Raw genomic sequence first — 22,526 nt, 5'->3', positions numbered from 1 at the left:
CAACGTTGCCAAGAGGCCGTCCGTCCTCGCCGACGAACGGCGCACGTTCTTCGCCTTCCTGAACTGAGAGGTCAGATGGCCACCACCTCGCCCCAGCCCGCCGACGTACTCGAGCGGCGGGCTCTCAACCGGGCCTTCCTGGCACGCCAGTTGCTACTGACACGACGAACGATGCCGGCGGAGGAGGCGCTCGAGCACCTCGTGGGTCTGCAGGCACAGGCACCCATTCCGCCTTACTACGGCCTGTGGACCCGGCTGGAGGACTTCCGCCCCGCGGAACTGGCCGGCCTGCTCACCGAACGGCGGGCCGTGCGCATCGCATTGATGCGAGGCACCGTCCATCTGGTCACCTCCGCCGACTGCCGCAGGCTTCGGCCCTGTCTCCAGCCGTTCATGGAACGAAGCCTGACCACCACCTTCGGCAAGGACCTGAACGGGCTGGATCCGGCCAAGGTCGCGGCGGCCGGCCGGGAGCTCCTGGAACAGTCTCCTCTCACCGTCGGCGACCTGAGCGCCTCCTTGCGGACGACCTGGCCCGACTACCCCGCCTCCGCACTAGGCAACGTCGTACGCAATCTGCTGCCGGTCGTCCAGGTCCCGCCCCGCGGAGTGTGGGGTCAGAGCGGCCAGACGACGTACGTCACGGCGGAGGACTGGCTCGGCGCCCCGCTGGACCCAGAGCCCGACGTCGACGCCCTGGTCCTGCGCTATCTGGCGGCGTTCGGCCCTGCCACCGTCAAGGACATCCAGGCGTGGTCGGGGCTCACCCGGCTGCGCGTGGTGACCGAGCGCCTGCGCCCGCAGCTGGTCTCCTTCCGTGACGAGGACGGCCGAGAGCTGTGGGATCTGCCCGGCGCACCGCGTCCGGACCCCGACACGCCCGCGCCGGTGCGCTACCTGGCCCCGTACGACAACGCGATCCTCTCCCACGCGGACCGCACCCGGATCATCAGCGACGAGCACCGCAAGGCCATCGCGACGAAGAATGCCGTGATTCCTGGGACGATTCTGGTCGACGGGTTCGTCGCCGGGACGTGGCGGACCGACCGTGCGCGCGGGGTGACGACTCTCAACGTCCAGCTCTTCCACCCGGTGAGCAAGCGCCGGCGCGCCGAACTCGCGGAAGAAGGGGAACGTCTCCTGCTCTTCGCGTCGGACGGCGCGGCAGGGTGTGAACTGCGCATCGCCGACGCCTGACCACGATGCGCCAAGGGGCGGGCCGGCCGGGCCACTCCCACCACTCCACCCGCGAGGGCGGCAGTACACCGTCGACCAGGTCTCTCGCAGTGGGCATTCATCCGCGGCGCTTGCGGCGTGCTCTTGAGGATCTCCATCTTCGGCTGCGAAGACCGCGTCGAAGGTCTCGCCGTACATGTCATCGCGGTCGCGCAGCAGGAAGCGCAGTGAATCCAAGTGCGTGCCCAGGTCGGCGGCGAGATTTCACGCCTGTTGAACAGCTGCGGCCTGGGTCGGGTGGGCGGTGACGCCGGTTATGTGCGACCGGCGGGGGCCGTGCTCGAGGAATGTCGGCGCACCGGCCAGTGGGCCGACCCGGTCGGCGCCCGCGTGACGAGCCCGGTCAGGGACGCCGGTCCGGTCGTGGGCTCGGGCCCGTGCCTGGAGGCGGTGATGAGGCCTCAGCTCGGCGATCGGACGCCGGTGGTGTGGTCTCGGACGCCGCCCCCGCCGTCGGCGGGCTGGTAACCCGCCTACCGCCAGTCGAGGCGCCCATCGATCACGCGCGGCGCGGTATCGTCCCCGAAGCCCCGCCCCTCGCACAGCGCGTCCGCGACCTTGGTCAGGTAGGCGGCGAACGTCGCTTCCCCCGGGCTCGGAAGTTCCGCCTCGGCGTAGTCGCCGAGCAGCCCGTACCCCCGGCCGGGGGTACAGTCGACAAAGCTGCCGTAGAAGCCGTCCGGGTCGATGGTGGTGATCGGCAGGTACCGCTGCCCGGGCTCGTCATCCAGGCGCGCGGCCGCGACCGGACCCTCGAACCACGCTCCCAGGTTCTCCAGGGGGCCGACCCCCTCACCATTGGGCAGGAAGTACCCGGTCGGCTCGGGGGCATCGCGGGATGTGGGCCAGTCGAAATCCGAGGCTGGCCCGGTGCCATGGCGCACCAGGTAGAAGGCGCGTACATCGGCCGGGACGGCCAAGTCGAGATCCTGCTCCAGCGAGCGGAGCTCGCCCTCCGTCGCGGGCGCGGGCAACCTCTGGAAGGTGCGGGGCGCATTCTCCTTCAACCACGTCTCGATCCGCGCCCAGGCGACGAGGGTCTGTTCAGCCCGTATCTGATCATCGGTCATAGCCCGGACCATAGCCCTGAGCGATGACACCGGACCCCTGGCCGTTGACGAGGTCCCACCTGGACCACCTATTGAGCACGACCTCATACGCGCCTTGGACGCGTAGCCGTCGAGGCTGCCGACGGTTCAGCCGAACGGTGCACTCCACGAGCCAGCGCTGGAGACGAGCGCGTCGAATCACCTCAGTTACCTCGAATGCGGCGACGCAGTCGGTGCTGGCTTGTTCGGGCGTCCGGTCGAGGCTGGGTGCCGCCGGCCCAGCCGGGGTGGTGTGGGGCAGCGGGATCTCGTAGTGGGTCGGCCGCAGTGGCATCAGGGGCCCCGACCGCTTCGCGGCCCTCGCCGCGGCGCGCGGCTTGAGCGTGCGCGCGTAGTGAGGGGTGAACCCGGAGTCCGAGTCCACCGCAGGGCAGGTCACGTCTGGGCGATGAACTCCTTCAGGACGGCGGACAGCCGCTCCGGCCGGTCCTCGGCGATCAGGGTCCTCGAATCCTCGATCTCCACCAGCCGTCCCTGCGGGAGGAGTTCGGCCAGGCGCCGACCGTGGGCGCGGGGCATCATCAGGTCCTCGGTGGCCCAGACGACGAGCGCAGGCTTGTCGAACTTCCGCAGCCCTTCGGCCGCTTCGAGCAGTTCGCTCCTGCGGATGTTCGTGTTGTAGTGGCGGAAGTCGCGCCGGATCGCCGGGTCGGTGCGCAGGGGACGCAGCCAGCGGTCGACGATCTCGTCCGGTACGGGGCGCTTGGTGAGGGCGCCGATACCGACGGGCAACCGGCGCAGTGGTTTGAAACCCAGGACGCGGACCATGAGCGGCAGGATGCCGGGCACCCGGCAGGCCGCGCCGATCATCTTGCCGGGCAGGCCGGGCGGATAGTTGTCGAAGGCCTCGCAAGAGATCAGTACCAGCCGGGCCAGCCGCTCGGGGTGTTGGGCGGCGACCGTCTGAGCCCGGCCGCAGTCGCTCTCCACCAGGGTGACGTCCCTCAGGTCGAGCCGGTCGAGGAACTCCACGATCAGGTCGATGACGAGGTCGGGGGTGGGCGGCCGGTCCATGGGGGTGCGGTGGGAGCCGTAGGGCAGCGTGGGCGCGATCACCCGGTTGCCGGCCCGGAGTCCGGCGGTGACGTCGCGCCAGACGGTGGCGTCGTGGACGAGGCCGTGCAGGAGGACTACGACCGGGCCCTCACCACCGGTGTCGTCGTAGGAGATGGTTCCCGCGGTGAGCTCTATCTCCGGCATGGGCAGATCCTAGTGCCGCATCAGACACCTCAGGCGATTAGCAGGTCAAGCGGCGACTGGGAGTTCGGTGGGGAAGGCCGTGCTCTCATCGAACAGTGTGTGGTTCTGAAGGCAGTGGTAGAGCTGGCCGATCATGCGGTTGAACAGGTTGCGCTGTGCGGCGGCATGCCAGTCTCCGTGGTCGTCGCGCCGCCTGCGGTAGTGGGCCTTGGCGCCGGGTGAGGCAGTGATCGCAGAAAAGGCCCACAGGTAGCCGGCGTGGTTGAGTCGGTCGTTCTTCACCCACCGGCGGGTGATGGACGACTTCTTGCCGGAGGCGCGGGTGATGGGTGAGGAGTCGGCGTACGCCTTCAGACCGCGGGCGTCGGCGAACCGCTGTCGGTCGTCTCCGATCTCGGCCAGCACCCGGGCGCCGAGCTGGACGCCGAGACCAGGGAAGCTGAGGATCACGTCAGCGTCCGGGTGCTGAGGGAAAGCCTCCTCGACCGCCTCGGCGAGGTCGTCGGCTGCGGTGCAGGCAGCCTCCAGCTGGATCAGCAGGGCCAGCATCTGCTTGCCGAGCGCGTCCTCGACGAGCGGCGGCTGGTGGGCCCACTCGGCGCGGAAGACCTCGCGAAGCCGTTCGGCCTCGGCTTCGATACCTCGCTTGCGGCCAGCGCGTTTGAGCGCGGCCTGGATCTGCGTGCGGGTCAGCCGGGCGGCCCTGGTGGGGGTGGGGGCGGTCTTGAGGAGTTCGCGGGCCTCGGGTCGGCACAGGCCGTTGTTCCACTTGGCGAAGGCGTCCAGAGCGGCCGGGTAGTACTCACGGAGCAAGGACCGGAGCTGGTTGGCGCACTGTTGCTTGTTCCACGTCGCGTCCTGCTGGGCGCGGGCGAGGACGGCGAGGGCCTGGGCCAGATCGCTGTCCTGGGGCAGGGGGCGGTGGGCGTGCATGTCGGTGCGGAGGATGTTCGCCAGCACGAGGGCGTTGCCGGGGTCCGACTTCTTGCGGGAGACGCTGTGGCGGTCGCGGTAGCGGGCGGCGGCCGTCGGGTTGATCGCGAAGACCCGTCGCTTGCCGGTCCGTAGCACCGCCACCAGCAGGCCCCGGGAAGTCTCGATCGCTTCCGGAATGGGGTTGTCCTCGGTGTCGCCGTATTCGGCGAGCAGGTCCAGCAGGATTTGGTAGCCGGCCGCGTCATCGGTGATGTGCCGCTTGGCCAGCAGCTGGCCGGAGTCGTCGACGAGGGCGACGTCGTGAGTTCGTTCGGCCCAGTCGATTCCGCAGTAGATCAAGTTGCTCCTCCCCTGAGCGTTGACTGTTTGCGCTGGTCACGAGCGCATGCGGGCCACGCAGCGACCTAATTCAAGGACTCGACCCCATGGCCGGTCCGCCACCTCAGCAGCCGTTCGTGGCGCCGGCTCACCCCACGGGCCTCGGTCTAAGCCGGAGCTCGAACGGCTCGGGCGTATCAAGAGGTCACCGTGCGACGGGCTCGCACCACCAACACCAACGAGCGATCACGCGACGGGTGTTGACGTGGTGGCGGCCGCGAAGGCACCGAGCGTCACCGCTCTATGCAGAGGCATCAACGCCGTGTTCGCCGAAGGTATCCGCCCGGTGCCCACGCGACCGTCACCACGAGACCCGCCGGACCGTCCGCCGCTCTGATGCGAGGCGTCAGTCGCCAGGCAACGTTTAGACATCACGGTCCAGTTCGAACAGCACCGCAAGGCTCACGGCTCGTGGCACCGTTAACAAGGAATTAGGCAACGTTCGCCCTGCGGCTGGCCGCCCTCAGCCATGCCTTGCCGAAGCCACCTGGGCTGCGTGGTGGCGTCGACAGCCCTGTCGACGCTGGGCGCGCAGACCTACCGCATCGACCGTGAGCAACTCCTGATGACGGCCACCCGCGCTTACGGCGCCGCCGCGGCCGATGAGCTCGCCCCCGGCCCTGGACGGAACGTCATGACTGCATCCGGCGGTGGTTGTGACCTGTCCTCGACACCGGCTTTTGCGCAGTAGACGCAAGTTGGCGTGTACGCCCCTGTGTTGCCGGTCATGGCCGGCACAGGGGTGCACACGCCCGCGACGTCGCCCGCCGTCCCGTGGTCAGGACGCCTTGCGCTGCCGTCTGATGGGTTCCCCCGCCCGGTGCAGGTGGGTGAGTGCCTCGCGGTAGGAATGGATCAGCCCGGTCTCGTAATAGGGCACGCCGATGTCCGCGCAGTACGCGCGTACGACGACCTGGGCTCGCCGTAGATGAGGAGTGGGCATGCTCGGGAACAGGTGGTGCTCGATCTGGTAGTTGAGCCCGCCGAGCATCAGGTCGGTGAGCCGGCCGCCCCGCACATTGCGGGAGGTGAGCACCTGGCGGCGCAGGAAGTCGGGGCGGTCGTCGCCGGTGAAGGTGGGCATGCCCTTGTGGTTCGGGGCGAAGATGCTGCCGAGATACACACCGAAAAGGCACTGGTGCACGGCGAGGAACGCCACGGCCTTGCCGGGGGAGAGCACCAGGAACAGCGCGGACAAGTATGCCGCCATGTGCAGGAACAGCAGGCCGCCCTCCAGCAGGCGGCTCTTCATGGACGGCGAGCGCAGCGCCCGTACGCTCGCCACGTGCAGGTTGAAGCCCTCCAGTGTCAGCAGCGGGAAGAACAAGAACGCCTGGTGGCCGCCGATGAAGCGGGCCAGACCGCTGCTGTTGCGGGCCTGCTCGGTGGACCACACCAGGATGTCCGGGGCGACATCGGGGTCGAGTTCCTCGTGATTGGGGTTGGCGTGGTGGCGCGTGTGTTTGTTCATCCACCATCCGTAGCTCATGCCGATGCCGAGGTTGCCGAAGAGCCGGCCCGAGATCTCGCTCGCACGGCGTTTCCGAAACACCTGCCGGTGCGCCAGGTCGTGTGCCACAAGCGCGACTTGGCCGAACAACAGGGCCATGATGGCGGCGACCGCCAACTGCCACCAGGTGTCGCCCAGCGCGACGAAGGCCGCCCAGCCCGCCGCCAGCAGTGCGGTCACCAGTCCGAGCCGCACCGTGTAGTAGCCGGGACGTTGCCGCAGCAGACCCGCCTCGGTGATGCGGTGGGACAGCCGGGCGAAGTCGCTGGCGGCGTCGGGGCGGGGTCTGCGGGGACGCACGGCGGCCGGTGCGATCGTGACCGAGGCGTCGGAGGAAGTCGTCATGCAGGCGAGTCTGGCTACGGCCGCCCCACCGTCACCAGCCTGTCAGCCGTAGGCCTCCTGGAGGGCCGAGCCCCCCACCGCCCCATGGGGTTGTCCCCACCCCTATACCCCCTGAACTGGGCCTTCTCCGGGCGGTGAGGTCCGTGGCCGGAGCGCCGGGCCGAGCCGCCTTTGCCCAGAGACTGGGCCGCACAACCTCGGTGGCCGGTCGCTGTCGCCGGCCGTTGGCCCCACCGGGTACCAGGCGCCCCGCCTCGTGAGGGACGATCGGCAGCCACAGCGCGCCCGCCGACGGTGTCGGCGCCGCGCCTGCTCAACACCGCTCCTCCGCAGCCGGCCGGGGCGGGGGGAGACTCAGTGGCGAGCGGTGCCAACTGCGGTGCTCAGTCACACCCGAACGACGTGGACGATGTCGAGCGCCACCCATGCCCGCCGTGCGCGGCCCAGCCCGGATCGCCGTGCCGCTCACGCTCCGGCGCCGTCACCGGCGTTGGGGACCAACGGCTGTACCGCTGGTCCCCAACGCCGGAACAGATGCTTCGAGCACGGGACATCCGGCAGTATGACCCCGTGCCCTCCCTGCCCGGAACCCAGGACCGCGCCGCAGGCGCCGCCGCCCCGGCGCGGATCCGCCTGGCGGCGGCCGCGGCCGCGGTGCTGACCGTCGCCGCGGGGCTGGGACTCAGGGCTGTGACGGCGGGGAGCGCGGGCAAGTACGGCGGAGACGTGCTGTACACCGTCCTGCTTGTGATCCTCGTCGTTCTGGTGGCGCCCAGGGTGACGCCCCTGACGGCCGCCGCAAGCGCGTTGGCCGTCAGTTGGGGGATCGAGTTCCTGCAGCTCAGCGAGGTGCCGGCGGAGCTCTCCCGGCGCAGTGCCGTCGCCCGCCTCGTACTCGGTTCCACCTTCAACCCGCCCGACCTGCTCTGGTACGCGGTTGGCGCGGCAGCGGGCTGGCTCGTCCTCACCGCTGTGAGGAGGGAGGCGTAGGGCCTGCTGGCCTACCGGAGGCTCCGTCGATCGGCCACGGCCCAGGAGGCGAACGCGACCGCCCCCGCGACCGTGAACACGGACGGCCAGGCGCCCATGCTGCCGCGATGCGGCTGAGTCCGTCGTGCCTGGGAGACTCGGGCCGTGATCACCGCCGCCCCTTGGGCACCGGTCTTCGATCCGCTGCCGTGGGCGGCGGCGTCACGGTAGGCGAGCGTGGCGAGCATCGCGCCGACTGCCGCAAGAAGCCCACGGGAGAACGGGGCAGTCCAGATCCCCGTCGCCGAGCCGGTTCAGACCGTGGTGACGACCTGGTCGAACTCCAGACGAGGGGAACGCGGGTACCAGGCGTCCTCGCCCGGCTTGCCGATGTTGACGACCATCAGCGGGGTGTGGTCGTCGTCCAGGAACTCCTTGCGGACGCCCTCGAAGTCCAGACCGGTCATCGGACCGGCGGCGAGGCCCGCGGCCCGGATGCCGATGATGAAGTACGCGGCCTGGAGGGCGGAGTTGAGGGCGGCCTGGCTCTCCCGCACTCCGCGGTCACCGAAGACGGCGTCCTTGGCCTGGGGGAAGTGCGGGAAGAGGTGGGGCAGTTCCTCGTGGAACTCGTTGTCCGCGGAGAGGATCGCGACCAGGGGGGCGGTGGCGGTCTTCGCCTGGTTGCCCTCCGCCATGTGCTGGACGAGACGCTCGCGGGCCTCGGCGGAGCGGACCAGGGTGATGCGCAGCGGCGACTGGTTCATTGAGGTCGGGCCGTACTTGACCAGGTCGTAGATCGCCTGGACCTGCTCCTCGGACACCGGTTCGTCGGTGAAGGTGTTTGCGGTGCGGGCCTCACGGAAGAGAAGGTCCTGGGCGGCGGGGTCAAGAGCGAGCGACATGGGGGAACTTCCTCACAATGGGTGGTTGATCCCAGGGGATCGACTTGCGGCACCGACACTATGCCTTAGAAGTTCAAGCTTCAACCAAAACCGGGCTGACGGTGATCAACTTCACAGGGTGACAGGGCGCCGCGGCCGCCTTGGCTGTCCCGTGCATTGACAGCGCGCGGCCCTGGTCGCTGTCATAAATGGGAGCGCTCCCACATTCCGCGTCCTTCCCTCGGAGGCATACGTGCGCACCCCCCGAATGCGATTACTGCGCCGGTCCTGGACGGCGGCCCTCACGGCTGCCGGCTCCGTCGCCCTGCTGGTGTCCGGATTCATCGCGACACCCACCAGTGCCGCGGAGGCCGGCTGCCGGGTCGACTACACCGTGAACCAGTGGGCCGGCGGCTACACGGCCCAGGTCAAGGTCACCAATCTCGGCCCGGCGGTCAACGGCTGGCGTCTGACCTGGACCCACGCCGACGGTCAGCGGGTGACATCGGCGTGGAACGCGACCGTCACCCAGGCCGGCGCCTCCGTCGTCGCCGTCAACACGGGCTGGAACGGATCGCTGGCCACCGGCGGCTCCGCCGAGTTCGGTGTCCAGGGCACCTGGAGCTCGGCCAACCCCGCCCCGACCGACTTCGCCCTCAACGGTGTGGTTTGCGGCGGAACCGGCACCACCCCGCCGCCCACGACCCCGCCGACCACCCCGCCGCCCACGACCCCGCCGCCCTCCGCCGACTGCGGCAGCGCCGTGGTCTGCTCGGGCTTCGAGGACCAGACCGGAACCACCCCCTCCGGCGCCTGGCAGTTCGCCGCGCCCGACTGCCAGGGCGCACCGGAACCGCAGCCGTCGACACCTCGGTCGCGCACAGCGGCGGCAGGTCGCTGCGGATCGACGGCAGGGCCGGTTACTGCAACCACGCCTTCGTCGCCTCCACGGCGAACCTGTCGTCGGTGGGGCCGGTGATGTATGTGCGCATGTGGGTGCGGCACACCACCGCGCTCCCCGCGGCCCATGTCACCTTCGTCTCCCTGCCCGACAGCTCCCAGGGCGGCCGGGCGCTGCGCGTCGGCGGCCAGAACGGCGCCCTCCAGTGGAACCGGGAGACCGACGACGCCACCCTGCCCGCGCAGAGCCCGGTGGGCGCGGCGCAGAGCAGGCCACTGCCGACCGGGAGCTGGCAGTGCCTGCGCTTCGCGATCGACACGACGGTGCCCAGGCTCGACACCTGGCTCGGCGACGAACAGATCCCGGGCCTGCACGCGGACGGCGTCCCCACCCAGGACATCGACCAGCAGTGGCTTGCCCGCACCACCCCGCCCCGGCCCACCACCCTGCGCCTGGGCTGGGAGAGCTATGGGACGGGCGACGACACACTCTGGTTCGACGATGTGGCCGTCGGCTCGTCCCCCATCGGCTGCTGACGGCCTGCGCGAGACCACCAGCGCGGACGGCGCGCCGGACGGAACCCCCTTCCGCCCCGATGCGCCGTCAGCGCCTTGCGCGGGGAGCCCCGATCACTGCGGCGATCGGCGAGGGCAGAGGACGGGTGCGCTGCCCGGCTGCTCCCGCCCCGGGGAGTTCAGGCCAAAGATGTGGGGGAGTGGGTGCCAGTCTCACTGTGCGGGGCCGGATGGGGCACGACGATCCGCAGTGCGCGATTGTCCGTGTGGGCTCGGGCCGACGGCCCCCTGTCACAACCATCCGTTGCGCTGGGCCTGCAGGGCCAGTTGGAAGCGGTTCGCGGCGCCCAGCCGGGCCATCAGGACCTGCAGGCGGCGGAACAGCGTGCGGCGGCTGATTCCCAGCTCGCGGGCGATGACGTCGTCGCTCGTGCCGCTGGCCAGGAGCCACAGCAGACGGCGGTCGGTGGGAGGCAGACCGCCTGGGCGGGTCGTGCCACCGTGGAAGGGCAGAGCGTGCTGCCACGACTGTTCGAACAGCGCGATGAGGGCGGAGAGCAGACCGCACGGCTGCACGACCAGCATGGTGTTGTGCACGTCGACCTCTTTGATCGACAGTGACACCAGAGCGTATGCCTCGTCGATGATCAGGAGTTTGACGGGGACGGACGGCAGCACTCTGGCCTGTTCACCGGCATTGATGCACGGTTCGATGACTTGTTCGAGGTGGTCCGGGCGTTCCAGCGACTCGCGGGAGTACACGACGCGTTGTGTGACCCCGCGGGCCAGCGTGGCCAGTGCGTCGTCGGCGGCACTGGCCACAGGGAAGTAGGGGGGCGACTCGAACTGCCGGATCTGGTGGCGGGCGCTGGCCCAGGCTTGCCGCATCCTGGGGCCGATGGCGTCGCCGGTGACGATCTCGACGAGGTGGTCGTTGTGGGCCGCGAGCCGCTGGCGCCGGAACGAATCGAAGGCGCCCGCGACCGCGATGCGGGATTTCTCGACCTCGGCGGCACGGCGCCGGGCGAGGACCTCGAGACCGGCCGCCGGAGCCACCGGCGCCACCACGTCCTCGTCCCTCTCGGCGGCACCGGTCAGGCCGGCGTCGACGAGCTCGCCGTACGCCGTGGCCAGGCCCGGGCTGTCCAGACCGGTCGCGGCGGCGATGTCGCTCAGCGGCGCAGGGGCCAGCTCCAGCAGGGTGAGATAGACCCGGGCCGCCGTCTGACCGATGCCCAGGAGCCCCAGTGCATCGCCGAGATTCGCGTTCGTCATGAGCGACATTATCGACGGCCGTGGCGGGCCAGACGTGGCCGATCTGTGCCAGTGGCACCACTGGGCACCATACGTGGGCGCCGCGGGATAACGTCGCCGAGCCGTCGGCAGGTGGCGGCGCTCGACTCCCAGGAAGGCGGACGCAGTGGCGAAAGGCCGCAAGAACGGTTTGTACTCAGGGATCTCCGAGGAACTGTCCGCGTTGATGCGGACGGGGTGGGCGGAGACCGAGAGGCGTGAGCTGACGCTCGAGGAGCAGGCCCCGTACGCGGCCGCGCGCCGGGCCGCGCTCTCCGCGCGCTTCCCGGGTGAACGGCTCGTGATCCCTTCGGGGAACCTCAAAGTCCGGTCGAACGACGACACCTACCCGTTCCGGCCGTACTCCGGCTATGTGCACATGACCGGCGACCAGGCCCGGGACGGTGCCCTTGTCCTCGAACCCCGTGCGGACGACGGCCACGACGCCTACTGCTACCAACTCCCTCGGGACAGCAGGGACGACAACGAGTTCTGGACCGGTGCCACAGCAGAGCTGTGGATGGGCCGGCGCCGCTCCCTCGCCGAGGCGGAGTGCGTGCTCGGCCTGCCGTGCCGGGACGTCCGTACGGCGGCCGGCGACCTGGCAGCCGCCTCCGGCACACCGACTCGCATCGTCCGAGGTATCGACCCGTCCCTGGAGGCCGCCGTCGCCACCGAGGCGGAGCGCGACGCGGAGCTGGAAGAAGCCCTCAGCGATCTGCGCGTCGTCAAGGACGAGTGGGAGATCAAGGAGATCCGCTCGGCCGTGGACTCCACGGTGCGCGGATTCACGGACGTCGTCAGTGAGCTGTCGCGGGCGATCGCGACGTCCGAGCGGTGGATCGAGGGCACCTTCTTCCGTCGCGCCCGCCTTGAGGGCAACGCCGTCGGCTATGGCACGATCTGCGCCGCGGGCGAGCACGCCACGATCATGCACTGGACCGATAACGACGGACCGGTGCGCCCCGGGGAGCTGCTCCTGCTCGACGCGGGCGTGGAGTCGCGCACCCTGTACACCGCCGACGTCACGCGCACTCTGCCGATCGGTGGCACCTTCACTCCTGTCCAGCGCAGGGTCTACGACGCGGTGTACGAGGCCCAGGAGGCGGGCATGGCGGCCGTCAAGCCGGGCGCCGCGTATCGGGACTTTCATGAGGCGGCCCAGCGTTCCCTGGCGGCGCGGCTGGTCGAGTGGGGTTTCATCGAAGGGCCTGCCGACCGCGCGTACGAGCTGGGCCTCCAACGCCGTTTCACGATGGCCGGTACTGGTCACATGCTCGGCCTGGACGTCCACGACTGCGCGCAGGCCCGGACTGAGGAGTACGTCGACGGCGTATTGGAGCCGGGCATGGTGCTCACCGTCGAGCCCGGCCTGTACTTCCAGCCGGACGACCTGACTGTGCCTCAGGAGTGGCGCGGCATCGGCGTGCGCATCGAGGACGACCTGCTCGTCACCGCCGATGGTCACGAGAATCTGTCGGCGGACCTGCCTCGGTCTGCGGATGAGGTCGAGGCGTGGATGGCCCGGTTCGCGGGCTGACCACATCGAGAACCGGGCCAAGGCAGGGCCGCCGTCTGGGGAGCCTGTCCACCGCACGGCGCGGCGACCAGATCGCGGCCTGCCTGGAGGAGTTGGAGCACGGGTACGTCACCGTTGTCGACGGCGACGGCAAGCCGCGGTTCCTGCCCGTGGTCTCCGAGCGGGCCCGCGCCAAGCTGAACCGGATCGCGGTGAAGATGATTCGGCAGCCGAAGCAGAAGGCCCGGCCGCTCGCGCAGTTGCGTGCGTGGTGGAAGACGGGCGCGATCCTCATCTCCGGGGCGGCCGTCGACGTAATCAACTCGCTCCTCGAGCGCGCCCGTGCCGCGGCCGTGGCAATCCAGCCGGGCGTGCCGACGCGGCGCTGCCGATCGGCTGAAGGCCTGTTCGGCGGGCGCCCGTCGGCACGGACTCGGCAGGCTCCGCGTCGGGGCGCGGGCCGAGGTCTCGGCCCGCGCCCGCGAGGTCAGTCGCCGGCCGGTGTGCCCGTCACCTTCAGGTGACGGACGCGGCCCACGTTGTCGAAGGATCCGAAGCCCACCCGGCCCGAGGCGAAGACCGGGTCGGTGGCCGTGATCAGCGGGTTGGGGCTGCCGTCCAGGTAGACGGCGGTCTCACCGGTGTCGGCGCAGTGGGTGAGGCGTACCTTGTGCCACCCCTCGTCCTTGATCGCCGGAGGCGCGCCGAAGGTTCCGTTCCACTGGTCGTCGATGCGCAGCCGGTCGGCGTCGTTGACCGTGAACATACCGTTGTGCGGATAGATGGTGTTGTCGCTCGACAGGTGCGCGTACTGGAATCGAGTGTCCGACTGATAGTCCCAGATGAGAATGACGTCACGGTTGGTGATCTCGACGGGGGTGTCGATCCGAACCTCCGCCTCGATGGTGACGGAGGAGTAGCGCGGGCCCGCGGTCAGGACGGCGTACTCGAAGGGGCGCCGCGGTCCCGGGCGGGCGACGCCCGGCTCGGTCATGATCGTCTCGCGTTCGGTGTACGCCCACTTGGCCGGGGTGACCGGCGCCCAGTTGTCGGGGCCGGTGGTGTGGGTGGTGGGGGTGTTGCCGATCTCGCAGTCGGCGAAGGTGCGGGTCCCGGTCACCTTCCAGACCTTGCCGTTGGCCTTCGAGACGATGTACAGGCCGCCGCTGTGGTCGGAGCCGAAGCGCAGGTCGACACGTTGGTCACCGGCGAGGTCGCGCATGGTGACCGTCTTTCCGGTCGACTTGTCGAAGAGCATCAGCTGCTCGAGCGGCGCGAGGTCGGCGCCGCGGCGCATGTTGCGGGTGTCCGCGGCCAGGATCCGGCCGTCCACGAGGTCGCCGAAGATGTACTTTCCGCGCAGCGCCGGCGCGTCCTTGCCGCGGTAGACGGAGCCTCCGGCGATGGCGCGGCCCACGTCGGACCGGCAGTCCCAGCCGGGTCCCGGGTCATGGTCGTAGGCGGCGACCGGGTAGGTGTAGCGGTACTGGGCGTCGTCGGCGGGAAGGGGGAGGATGCGGGCGCACGGGTCGGTGGTCTTCTTGTCGAATGCGAAGGGACCCTCGCGCTCGCTCCAGCCGAAGTTGTCCCCGGCCTTGACCTCGTACACCGACTCGATGGCGTGCTCGCCTATGTGGCCGAGATACATACGGTGGCTGCCGCCCGCGTCCCAGCTGAAGCGGTGCGGGTCCCGCATGCCTACGGCGTAGATCTCCCCAAGGGCACCGGGCTCACCGACGAACGGGTTGGACGCGGGGATGCCGTACCTGCCGTTGGCGCTGTCGTGGCCCGCGGGATCGATCCGCAGAAGTTTGCCGTGCGGGAGCGCCAGGTTCTGCGGCTCGCTGTTGCCGACGCCCTGCCCTCCGTCGCCCACCGCGAGGTAGAGGAGGCCGTAGTCCTCGTCGTGGGGCTTGGCCGTCGGGTTGAAGTCGATCTGCTGAACGCCGTGCACCTGGCCGGAGAAAGCGATACGCAGCACCTCGCGATGGGTGCCGTGGAAGACGGCCGCGGAGGGGTCGTCGGCGGTCCACTCGGTGATGACGCCGTGATAGGCGGGCGTGCCGGCCTGTCGGTAGTCGGGGGTCTCGGTGGCCTGCGACGCGAGCTCGGTGTGGATGGTGTAGAAGCGCCCGTTCGTGCCGAACTCCGGGTGGAACGCGGCGTACCCGAAGCCCTGACCGAGGCCGCGGCCCGAGAAGAAGTGCGGGAATGCGGCCTTGACGTCCAGGTAGGGGTGCGGGGTGCCACCGGAGGTGCTGGTCGCGGCGCCGGGGTCGGTGAGGTAGAGGGTGCCGTTGAGGTCGGGGGTCGCCATCCGGCCGGAGCCGTCGGGGAGTTCATTGATGGTGTTGATCCGGGCGTGGCGCATCAGGCGCGGATCCGTTGGTGCCGGAACGGGTTCCGACTTGGGGAATTGCGCGAACTCCTCCAGGACGAGGCCTGTCGTGGACTGGACGGGCTTCTGCGGAATGGGGTCGGTCAGGGCGGCTGTCGCCGCGGCGGGCTCGTCTGCGTGGGAAGGGGTGGCAAGACCGCCCAGGGCGAGGGCTGCGCTGACGGCCACAGCCGCCCAGTGCCTTCGATATGTACGTCGTGACGCCATGCGGGTCCCTTCGGGCTGGCGCGACAAGTAGGGAAAAACGATTCAGGACGGGAACGTTCAGCGGCTCTGCGTCATGCGCCGGTACTCCGCCGCCACCGCTCCGGCCGGCACCGGACGGTCCAGGAACAGGAGGTCGTCCATGCGGCAGTCGCAGGCGTTGTTCTCCCGGGTGTTCTGGGGGAAGCTGCCGCCGATCTTGATGCCGCGGGGATCGGTGGGCGAGGCGCGGTGGGGCGCCGGCGTGGTGGCGAGTTCCCAGGGGTCGCCCGGCGTGACGTAGAAGCCGTCCAGGGGCTTGCCGTCGCGGTAGAGCGCGAGGGTGCCGTCGCGGAAGTCGAATGTCGCGGCCAGGTGGACCCATTCACCGCGGGGCAGCAGTTCTTCCCAGGGGGCCTCGGCGGCGAACGTCTGGGAGGCGCCGCTGTCCAGGCGTCTCCCCAGTGCGACCAGCTTCAACTCGCCGTTCACCTGGATGAGTTCGAGCAGCGCACGCACCGCGTGACCGTCAGAGGTTCCGGACAGTATGCCGGCCAGTCCGATCGCGTTGTAACGGTCGTTCGGGTCGGGCGTGTTGGAGTTGAGGGCGGGATTGTCACCCGTCATCTTGAACCAGCCCATGACGGTGGCACCGCGGGCACTGCGGAAGGCCTCGAGGGACGACATGCCCTCGGCGTCCCAGGCCCCGGCCTTCCAGTCGTCGTTGCCCGCGGTGGCCGGGTTCTGCTGGCGCACCTGCAGGGCGGGCGAGGCGCCCGGGTACGCTTCGTCGGCCACGCGCATCGCGGAGCCGCCGTTGATCAGACTGAGCGTGGTGCCGGAGCGTCCGATGTCCTGCTCGCGACCGGGGTCGGCGGGGTCCGGGTGTCCGAAGTCGTACGCCGCCACAGCCTGGGCTCGCAGCGGGGTGTGGGCGGTCGAGGGGCGGGCCGCCTGGGCCGGAAACGTGGCGGCGGCAAGCGAGGCGGTCGCGGCGAGCGCGGCGACGGCGAGTGAGTAGCGTCTGGTGCGGGGCGGTGTCATACAGCCTCCCGGCGGCGGTGAAGGGGCGTTCGATCGGGGTCCCCCGACTGGCAGAAAGCGCTTTCGTCCGCGTGCAGGGACCATGTAACCCTTTCGTCGCGCCCAGGACAATGGGCGTGTACTCGCCAATTTTTGAGCGCCCGGCGGCGGCGGCGCGGTCACGCCCCACGTAACCTCTTCCTGTGCCAGCCTCCCGTCTGCATCGCGTCGCCGTCCTTGTGCTCGAGGGCGCGAAGCCGCTCGATGTCGGAATTCCCGCGCAGGTTTTCACGACCCGCGCGAGCATGCCGTACGAGGTGCGGGTGTGCGGGGCGACACCCGGTCTCGTGACCGGCGGTGATGGCCTCGCGTACTACGTCGCCCACGGCCTCGACGCGCTTGCGTGGGCCGACATCGTCTTCGTCCCCGGCTATCGGTTTCCGGACCGCGACGACCCGCCGCAGGCCGTCGTCGACGCACTGATCACCGCCCATGCTCGGGGCGCGCGGCTCGCCGCCATCTCGACGGGCGCCTTCGCGCTCGCCGCCACGGGCCTGCTCGACGGCAGGCGCGCCACGACGCACTGGCACTACACGCGGGCACTCGTGGCCAGGCATCCGCTCGTCCAGGTCGACGAGAACGTGCTGTTCGTCGACGAGGGCAGTGTGCTCACCTCGGCCGGCGCCGCCTCCGGCATCGACCTGTGCCTGCACATCCTGCGCGGCGACCTCGGGGTGGCCGCGTCCAACCACGCGGCCCGCCGCCTGGTCGCGGCCCCCTACCGCAGCGGCGGCCAGGCCCAGTACGTGCCGCGCAGCGTCCCCGAGCCGCTCGGCGAGCGCTTCGGCGCCACCCGCGAGTGGGCGCTGCACCGGCTCGGCGAGCCCCTCACCCTCGACATACTGGCGCGGCAGGCGGGGGTCTCGCCGCGCACGTTCTCCCGGCGCTTCGTCGAGGAGACCGGCTACACGCCGATGCAGTGGGTGATGCGCGCCCGCATCGACGTGGCCCGTGAACTGCTGGAGCGGTCGCAGCGGAGCGTCGAGCAGATCGCCGCCGATGTCGGTCTCGGCACCGGCGCGAATCTGCGGCTGCACTTCCAGCGCATCCTCGGCACCACCCCGAGCGAGTACCGGCGCACCTTCACCCTGGGCGAGTAACCCGCCCGGCACCGCGTGGCGGGATCCTTTTGAACCGTGGCGATCCCGCCACTGTCAGCGGCGCCAGCCGCGGGCGAGCCTGGTGGCGAAGGGAAGGGACATCACTCATGACTCGCATCGCCATCAACGGATTCGGCCGCATCGGACGCAATGTGCTGCGCGCACTGCTGGAGCGCGACAGCGCCCTCGAGATCGTCGCCGTCAACGACCTCACCGAGCCCGCCACTCTCGCCCGGCTGCTCGCCTACGACAGCACGGCCGGCCGTCTCGGGCGCCCGGTGAGCGTCGACGGGGACGCCCTCGTCGTCGACGGCCGTCGGATCACGGTGCTGGCTGAGCGCGAACCGGCGCAGCTGCCGTGGGCCGAACTCGGCGTCGACATCGTCCTGGAAGCCACCGGCCGCTTCACTTCGGCCAAGGCCGCCCGCGCCCACCTCGACGCGGGCGCGAAGAAGGTGCTCGTCAGCGCGCCGTCGGACGGCGCCGACGTCACGCTCGCGTTCGGGGTCAACACCGACGCCTACGACCCGGACGTGCACACGATCGTCTCGAACGCCTCCTGCACCACCAACGCGCTCGCGCCGCTGGCCGCGGTCCTCGACGAACTCGCCGGTATCGAGCACGGGTTCATGACGACGGTGCACGCCTACACGCAGGAGCAGAACCTGCAGGACGGTCCGCACCGCGACGCCCGTCGCGCCCGGGCCGCCGGCGTCAACATCGTGCCGACCACGACCGGTGCCGCCAAGGCGATCGGCCTGGTGCTGCCGAACCTCGACGGCAAGCTGTCGGGCGACTCGATCCGCGTACCGGTGCCGGTGGGCTCGATCGTCGAACTCAACACGACCGTCGCCCGCGACGTGACACGCGACGACGTGCTGGCGGCGTACCGCGCCGCAGCGGAGGGGCCGCTCGCCGGCATCCTCGAGTACTCGGACGACCCGCTCGTGTCGTCCGACATCACGGGCAATCCCGCCTCGTCGATCTTTGACTCGGCCCTCACCCGCGTCGAGGGCCGCCACGTCAAGGTGGTCGCCTGGTACGACAACGAGTGGGGCTTCTCGAACCGCGTGATCGACACGCTCGAATTCCTCGCCACCCACTGACCGGACGCCGGGGTGGAACCCCGCCTCCGGCGACCGCGCCGGCCAGCACTTCCTTTGGGCGCTTCGACCAGTCGGGCAGCCGGCTCAGTCACAGAAGCGGGTCCGCCCGGCCTCCGGAGGGCGCGGGGGCGGTGGTGAGCTTGTGGAGCCCGTCCCGGCGCCGGTCGGCGATCCGCGTGTGGATACGGGCGACCTTCAGGCGGGCCTTGGCGCGGTTGGCCGAGCCCTTGACCTTCCGGGACAGTTCCCGCTGGGCGCGGGCCAGGCGGGCTGGGTCCCGACGCTCGTGCCGAGGGTTGGCAACCTTCTCCCCGGTCGAGAGAACCAGCAGGTGATCCAGCCCGGCGTCCACGCCGATCGCCGCACCAATAGCAGGGAGCGGCTTGACGGTCTGGTCTTCGACCAGCCTCGAGACGAACCAGCGTCCGGCCGCATCCTGCGACACGGTCACGGTCGACGGCTGTGCACCCTCTGGCAGGGGCGCGGGTACTTCGCTCGCTTGCCCAGGAAGTTGGTGAAGGCTGTCTGCAAGTGCCGCAGGGCCTGCTGAAGGGGGACAGAGGAAACGTCCGCCCGTGGATCACGGGAGCCGCATCGCGGGCGGCACACCGGGGACGGAAACACCAAGGGCCGGAATCCCTGATCGGATTCCGGCCCTCGGCCTTCAGTAGCGGGGACAGGATTTGAACCTGCGACCTCTGGGTTATGAGCCCAGCGAGCTACCGAGCTGCTCCACCCCGCGTCGGTGAAGAGAACACTACGTGACCGACGGGGAAAGAAGCGAATCGCTTCCGCGGAGCGTCATGCCGACAGCTCCTCCCGCAACGTGTCCCTGAGTCGCGCCGCCCACTCCACGACTTCCCAGCGCGGGGCCTCTCCTGCCAGATCCGCGCGCCCACCTGGTCCGCTTTTTTGAGGCGGTGCCTGCCATGCGGGCCTTGGGGACGTCGCGGATCACCGTGTATGCTCGGCAGCCGCGAAGGGGAGTAGCCCTGCAATACCGGTCGTCGACACACTGGAACCCAGCACCTGGTTCCCGGTGGCCGGGCCCGCACTGCGGTGCGAGTGGGCGAGACCTTCGGCCCTTTGTCGACGACGTATGCGTGTTGGCGGGGTCGAAGCTGCCGCCATTCCCCTTTTTACGCGGTTGTCTCGAAGCCCCGCCGGTGCGGGAAGGCTGAGCCGAGACCGTGATCCATTTCGTGTTGTTGATCGTCTGCGCGGTGGCGATCTATCTCTCCTGTGAGTGGTTCGTCAACGCCGTCGAGTGGCTCGGCGAGCGCCTCAACGTGGGCAAGATGGCGGTCGGCACGATCCTGGCCGCCTTCGGCACCGCACTGCCCGAGTCCGTGGTCACGCTCGTCGCGGTGACCACCGGCGCGACTGCTGAGGCCAAGAACATCGGCGTCGGCGCCGCGATGGGCGGGCCGCTGGCGCTGGCCACCGTCGCCTACGGTGTTACCGGCGCCATGCTGCTGCTCAAGCGCCGCAAGGAGCGTGAGCGCACTGCCGCGCTGGTCGCCGCAGGTGGCAGGGGCTCCGACCTGCCCGTCCCGTCGGCCGGTGACACTGAGCAGGCCCTCGGTACTGCGAAGGACATGAAGCGGCTGGCCAAGGACCAGAAGTGGTTCCTGCCGATCTTCATCGTGAAAGTGGCGCTCGGCCTGGTCGCCTTCGCCTTCAAGCCTGTCCTTGGCCTGCTGTTCTTCGCCGCCTACGCGGTCTACTTCTGGCGGGAGATTCGCGGTGGCCAGGACGAGGACGGCGAGGAGGAGGAGCTGGAGCCGCTGAAGTTCCAGCCCAAGGCCGCCTCCCCGGCCACCTGGGCCGTCATCGCCCAGACGCTGGTCACGCTGGTGGTGATCTTCTTCGCGTCGCAGCTGTTCGTGAAGCAGCTGGACGCCATCGGCCCGATGATCGGCCTGTCCGCCTCGGTGACCGCCCTGCTGCTGTCCCCGATCGCCACCGAACTGCCGGAAATCATGAACGCCGTGATCTGGGTCCGTCAGGGCAAGACAAAGCTCGCTTTGGCGAATATCTCCGGCGCGATGATGATCCAGGCCACCGTTCCCTCCGGCCTGGGCCTCCTCTTCACCAGCTGGCACTTCGATGCCGCACTGCTGTGGTCCGGGCTGATCACCATGGCGGCGATCGTCTACCTGCTGCTGACCATGCGCGGGCACAAGCTCACCCCGGCACGGCTCGCAGTCGCGGCCGGCTTCTACGTGGTCTTCGCCCTCGGCCTGATTCCCATCCTCAGCTGAGTGATTGCTGCGCTGCCGCCTGGGCTCGGGCGGCTGCGCAGCGATTGGCGCCGCCGCGCAGGCATTTGCCTGCGTGGCGGCCGGGCCGCTTGTTCATCACCGCGCGAGCAGCGCACGGAAAAAGGGACCTGAGCTGTCATGGCTGGAAGCAGAAGATTCATACCCGCAGAGAACCAGGAGTCGGCCGGGCGGCGTCGGCGCAGGCGTCCCAAACGGCGGACCGGCCGCTGGGTGGCGCTCGCTGCCTCGGTCCTCGTCCTCGGCGTGGCCGGAGTGGGCGGCTGGGCGTACACGCACCTCAACGGCAACATCAAGGGAGCCGATCTGGGCGATGCGCTGGGCGACAACCGGCCCAAGGCCGCCGCCGGCGGTCAGAACATCCTGGTCATCGGCTCCGACAGCCGCAAAGGCCTGGGGGATGCCTACGGCAAGAACCTCACGACGATGCAGTCCGACACCCTGATGCTGCTGCACACCGGCGGCGACGGGAAATGGGCCACCGTCGTCTCCTTCCCCCGCGACTCCTGGGTACAGGTACCCGCCTGCGACCGGGGCAACGGCTCGACGTCCAGCCCGCACCACTTCAAAATCAACGAAGCGTTCGCGATCGGCGGCACCACCGGCGACGCGGCCAAGGCCGCTGCCTGCACCATCAAGACTGTCGAGGCCAACACCCAGGTCCGCATCGACCACTTCCTGATCATGGACTTTCGCGGCTTCACCGGCATGGTCGACGCCCTGGGCGGCGTGGAGGTCTGCCCCCAGCAGGCCATCCACGACAAGAAGGCCCGCCTCGACCTGGAGCCCGGCTGTCAGATCGTCAAGGACGACAAGGCCCTCGGCTACGTCCGCGCCCGCTACAGCATCGGCGACGGCTCCGATATCGGCCGCATCGGACGCCAGCAGGAGTTCATGCAGTCCCTCGCCGACCGCGCGAAATCAAAGCTGTACAACCCCACCGCCCTGTACGGCTTCTTGAACTCCGCGACCAAGTCGCTGACCACCGACCCCGACTTGGCCGGCATCGACCCTCTGTACAGCCTCGCCTCCAGCGTGAAGGGCATAGCCACCGACCGGATCTCGTTCCTGACCGTCCCCAACTACCCGCGAGAGCGCGACGTGCCCACCGACAAGGCCAACGTCACCTGGCAGCAGCCCGCTGCCCGGCAGTTGTTCACCGCCCTCAACCACGACCAGGAGACGACCAAAGCCGACCTGAAGAAGGCGACCGCCCAGCTACCCGCACCCGCGAGCACCGTGCACGTCACCGTCCTCAACGGCACCGGCACCCAGGGCGCAGCACTGAAGGTCGCCGAACAGTTGCGTGCCCTCGGCTTCCAGATCACCGCCACCGGCAACGCCCCCACACGCGTCAGCAAAACCACCCTCACCTACGCCCAAGGCCAGTCGGAGCAGGCCCAAGCCGTCGCCGGCCACCTGCCCGGCGTGACGCCCACACTGTCCGAGCAATCAGCCCCCGCCACGGTCACCCTGACCATCGGCCCCGACATGCCCGCCATCGACGGCTGATATGAATACAGAGCCGGGATACGACAGGCGAGCACACCCGTTCCCACCCGGGCTTCCTCCAACCTGG

At 69.7% G+C, this 22,526-nt stretch carries 17 protein-coding genes, 1 tRNA gene and 3 pseudogenes; 10 read left to right on the top strand and 11 right to left on the bottom strand.

The window, feature by feature from the left end:
- Positions 1 to 75: 75 nt before the first annotated feature.
- Positions 76 to 1,197, top strand: a complete 1,122-nt coding sequence (locus ACWEK3_RS22790; RefSeq protein ID WP_453250462.1) for a winged helix DNA-binding domain-containing protein — start codon at positions 76 to 78, stop codon at positions 1,195 to 1,197.
- A 512-nt stretch (positions 1,198 to 1,709) separates the two neighbouring features.
- Here ACWEK3_RS22790 and ACWEK3_RS22785 read toward each other — a convergent pair.
- The 4 genes from ACWEK3_RS22785 to ACWEK3_RS22770 all read right to left on the bottom strand — a co-directional run bounded on the left by ACWEK3_RS22785 (position 1,710) and on the right by ACWEK3_RS22770 (position 6,714).
- Positions 1,710 to 2,306: an SMI1/KNR4 family protein gene (locus tag ACWEK3_RS22785; protein ID WP_453250461.1), complete on the bottom strand. Its 597-nt coding sequence runs from the start codon at positions 2,304 to 2,306 to the stop codon at positions 1,710 to 1,712.
- Between the two features lie 414 nt (positions 2,307 to 2,720).
- The gene (locus ACWEK3_RS22780; protein WP_453250460.1) at positions 2,721 to 3,545 is read right to left on the bottom strand and encodes an alpha/beta fold hydrolase; all 825 of its coding nucleotides are present in this window, start codon (positions 3,543 to 3,545) and stop codon (positions 2,721 to 2,723) included.
- Positions 3,546 to 3,590: 45 nt separating this feature from the next.
- Positions 3,591 to 4,820 (bottom strand): IS110 family transposase, encoded by a 1,230-nt coding sequence (locus tag ACWEK3_RS22775; RefSeq protein WP_453250459.1) that lies wholly within the window; start codon positions 4,818 to 4,820, stop codon positions 3,591 to 3,593.
- A gap of 817 nt (positions 4,821 to 5,637) precedes the next feature.
- Positions 5,638 to 6,714, bottom strand: a complete 1,077-nt coding sequence (locus tag ACWEK3_RS22770) for a fatty acid desaturase family protein (protein WP_450544261.1) — start codon at positions 6,712 to 6,714, stop codon at positions 5,638 to 5,640.
- Positions 6,715 to 7,008: 294 nt separating this feature from the next.
- Here ACWEK3_RS22770 and ACWEK3_RS22765 point away from each other — a divergent pair.
- Together ACWEK3_RS22765 and ACWEK3_RS22760 are read left to right on the top strand one after the other, a co-directional pair.
- Positions 7,009 to 7,209 (top strand): annotated as a pseudogene (locus tag ACWEK3_RS22765) (hypothetical protein); the annotation flags it as partial.
- 75 nt (positions 7,210 to 7,284) lie between these two features.
- Complete coding sequence (locus ACWEK3_RS22760; protein ID WP_453250481.1) at positions 7,285 to 7,704, top strand: ribosomal maturation YjgA family protein; 420 nt, start codon at positions 7,285 to 7,287, stop codon at positions 7,702 to 7,704.
- 11 nt (positions 7,705 to 7,715) lie between these two features.
- Here ACWEK3_RS22760 and ACWEK3_RS22755 read toward each other — a convergent pair whose 3' ends face one another.
- Positions 7,716 to 7,931 (bottom strand): hypothetical protein, encoded by a 216-nt coding sequence (locus tag ACWEK3_RS22755; protein WP_453250458.1) that lies wholly within the window; start codon positions 7,929 to 7,931, stop codon positions 7,716 to 7,718.
- A 66-nt stretch (positions 7,932 to 7,997) separates the two neighbouring features.
- A complete protein-coding gene (locus ACWEK3_RS22750) occupies positions 7,998 to 8,588 on the bottom strand; it encodes a malonic semialdehyde reductase (protein WP_390725781.1) in 591 nt (196 codons plus the stop codon).
- A 247-nt stretch (positions 8,589 to 8,835) separates the two neighbouring features.
- On the opposite strand from ACWEK3_RS22750, the pseudogene ACWEK3_RS22745 reads away from it, so the two are divergent.
- A pseudogene (locus ACWEK3_RS22745) lies at positions 8,836 to 10,004 on the top strand (cellulose-binding domain-containing protein).
- Positions 10,005 to 10,274: 270 nt separating this feature from the next.
- On the opposite strand, the gene ACWEK3_RS22740 reads toward ACWEK3_RS22745, so the two are convergent.
- Positions 10,275 to 11,258, bottom strand: coding sequence for a helix-turn-helix transcriptional regulator (locus ACWEK3_RS22740; RefSeq protein ID WP_453250457.1), 984 nt, complete (start codon positions 11,256 to 11,258; stop codon positions 10,275 to 10,277).
- A gap of 145 nt (positions 11,259 to 11,403) precedes the next feature.
- Between ACWEK3_RS22740 and ACWEK3_RS22735 the strand changes: the two genes are divergently transcribed.
- Both ACWEK3_RS22735 and ACWEK3_RS22730 read left to right on the top strand, forming a co-directional pair.
- Positions 11,404 to 12,816: an aminopeptidase P family protein gene (locus tag ACWEK3_RS22735; protein WP_450544265.1), complete on the top strand. Its 1,413-nt coding sequence runs from the start codon at positions 11,404 to 11,406 to the stop codon at positions 12,814 to 12,816.
- On the top strand, positions 12,792 to 13,319 hold the full coding sequence (locus ACWEK3_RS22730; RefSeq protein ID WP_453250456.1) for a hypothetical protein: 528 nt from the start codon (positions 12,792 to 12,794) through the stop codon (positions 13,317 to 13,319). Before ACWEK3_RS22735 ends, ACWEK3_RS22730 begins: the two co-directional genes overlap by 25 nt.
- Here ACWEK3_RS22730 and ACWEK3_RS22725 read toward each other — a convergent pair.
- Both ACWEK3_RS22725 and ACWEK3_RS22720 read right to left on the bottom strand, forming a co-directional pair.
- Positions 13,283 to 15,361, bottom strand: coding sequence for a PQQ-dependent sugar dehydrogenase (locus ACWEK3_RS22725; protein WP_450544266.1), 2,079 nt, complete (start codon positions 15,359 to 15,361; stop codon positions 13,283 to 13,285). The genes ACWEK3_RS22730 and ACWEK3_RS22725 overlap by 37 nt on opposite strands.
- Before the next feature lie 96 nt (positions 15,362 to 15,457).
- On the bottom strand, positions 15,458 to 16,420 hold the full coding sequence (locus tag ACWEK3_RS22720; protein ID WP_450544268.1) for a LamG-like jellyroll fold domain-containing protein: 963 nt from the start codon (positions 16,418 to 16,420) through the stop codon (positions 15,458 to 15,460).
- A gap of 182 nt (positions 16,421 to 16,602) precedes the next feature.
- Between ACWEK3_RS22720 and ACWEK3_RS22715 the strand changes: the two genes are divergently transcribed.
- Together ACWEK3_RS22715 and gap are read left to right on the top strand one after the other, a co-directional pair.
- Complete coding sequence (locus ACWEK3_RS22715; RefSeq protein WP_450544269.1) at positions 16,603 to 17,559, top strand: GlxA family transcriptional regulator; 957 nt, start codon at positions 16,603 to 16,605, stop codon at positions 17,557 to 17,559.
- A gap of 107 nt (positions 17,560 to 17,666) precedes the next feature.
- Entirely contained in the window at positions 17,667 to 18,665 is a 999-nt protein-coding gene (gene gap / locus ACWEK3_RS22710; RefSeq protein ID WP_450544271.1) for a type I glyceraldehyde-3-phosphate dehydrogenase, read from the top strand.
- Positions 18,666 to 18,795: 130 nt separating this feature from the next.
- Here gap and ACWEK3_RS22705 read toward each other — a convergent pair.
- Positions 18,796 to 19,238, bottom strand: a pseudogene (locus tag ACWEK3_RS22705) (RNA-guided endonuclease InsQ/TnpB family protein); the annotation flags it as partial.
- Between the two features lie 95 nt (positions 19,239 to 19,333).
- A tRNA-Met gene (locus tag ACWEK3_RS22700) sits at positions 19,334 to 19,407 on the bottom strand.
- A gap of 448 nt (positions 19,408 to 19,855) precedes the next feature.
- Between ACWEK3_RS22700 and ACWEK3_RS22695 the strand changes: the two genes are divergently transcribed.
- Both ACWEK3_RS22695 and ACWEK3_RS22690 read left to right on the top strand, forming a co-directional pair.
- Entirely contained in the window at positions 19,856 to 20,929 is a 1,074-nt protein-coding gene (locus tag ACWEK3_RS22695; protein ID WP_450547409.1) for a sodium:calcium antiporter, read from the top strand.
- A 138-nt stretch (positions 20,930 to 21,067) separates the two neighbouring features.
- The gene (locus tag ACWEK3_RS22690) at positions 21,068 to 22,459 is read left to right on the top strand and encodes an LCP family protein (RefSeq protein ID WP_453250455.1); all 1,392 of its coding nucleotides are present in this window, start codon (positions 21,068 to 21,070) and stop codon (positions 22,457 to 22,459) included.
- Positions 22,460 to 22,526 lie beyond the last annotated feature (67 nt).

This window comes from Streptomyces sp. NPDC004721 (assembly GCF_053601495.1).
The sequence above is the reverse complement of the archived record's forward strand: the minus strand, read 5'-3'. Positions and strand labels throughout refer to the sequence as shown.

Excerpts from the sequence above, each read along its gene's own strand:
- ACWEK3_RS22780 (WP_453250460.1), bottom strand. The coding sequence starts at position 3,545 with ATGCCGGAGATAGAGCTCACCGCGGGAACCATCTCCTACGACGACACC.
- ACWEK3_RS22690 (WP_453250455.1), top strand. The coding sequence starts at position 21,068 with ATGGCTGGAAGCAGAAGATTCATACCCGCAGAGAACCAGGAGTCGGCC.
- ACWEK3_RS22785 (WP_453250461.1), bottom strand. The coding sequence starts at position 2,306 with ATGACCGATGATCAGATACGGGCTGAACAGACCCTCGTCGCCTGGGCG.
- ACWEK3_RS22755 (WP_453250458.1), bottom strand. The coding sequence starts at position 7,931 with ATGCTCGCCACGCTCGCCTACCGTGACGCCGCCGCCCACGGCAGCGGA.
- gap (WP_450544271.1), top strand. The coding sequence starts at position 17,667 with ATGACTCGCATCGCCATCAACGGATTCGGCCGCATCGGACGCAATGTG.
- ACWEK3_RS22770 (WP_450544261.1), bottom strand. The coding sequence starts at position 6,714 with ATGACGACTTCCTCCGACGCCTCGGTCACGATCGCACCGGCCGCCGTG.
- ACWEK3_RS22750 (WP_390725781.1), bottom strand. The coding sequence starts at position 8,588 with ATGTCGCTCGCTCTTGACCCCGCCGCCCAGGACCTTCTCTTCCGTGAG.
- ACWEK3_RS22790 (WP_453250462.1), top strand. The coding sequence starts at position 76 with ATGGCCACCACCTCGCCCCAGCCCGCCGACGTACTCGAGCGGCGGGCT.
- ACWEK3_RS22720 (WP_450544268.1), bottom strand. The coding sequence starts at position 16,420 with ATGACACCGCCCCGCACCAGACGCTACTCACTCGCCGTCGCCGCGCTC.
- ACWEK3_RS22740 (WP_453250457.1), bottom strand. The coding sequence starts at position 11,258 with ATGACGAACGCGAATCTCGGCGATGCACTGGGGCTCCTGGGCATCGGT.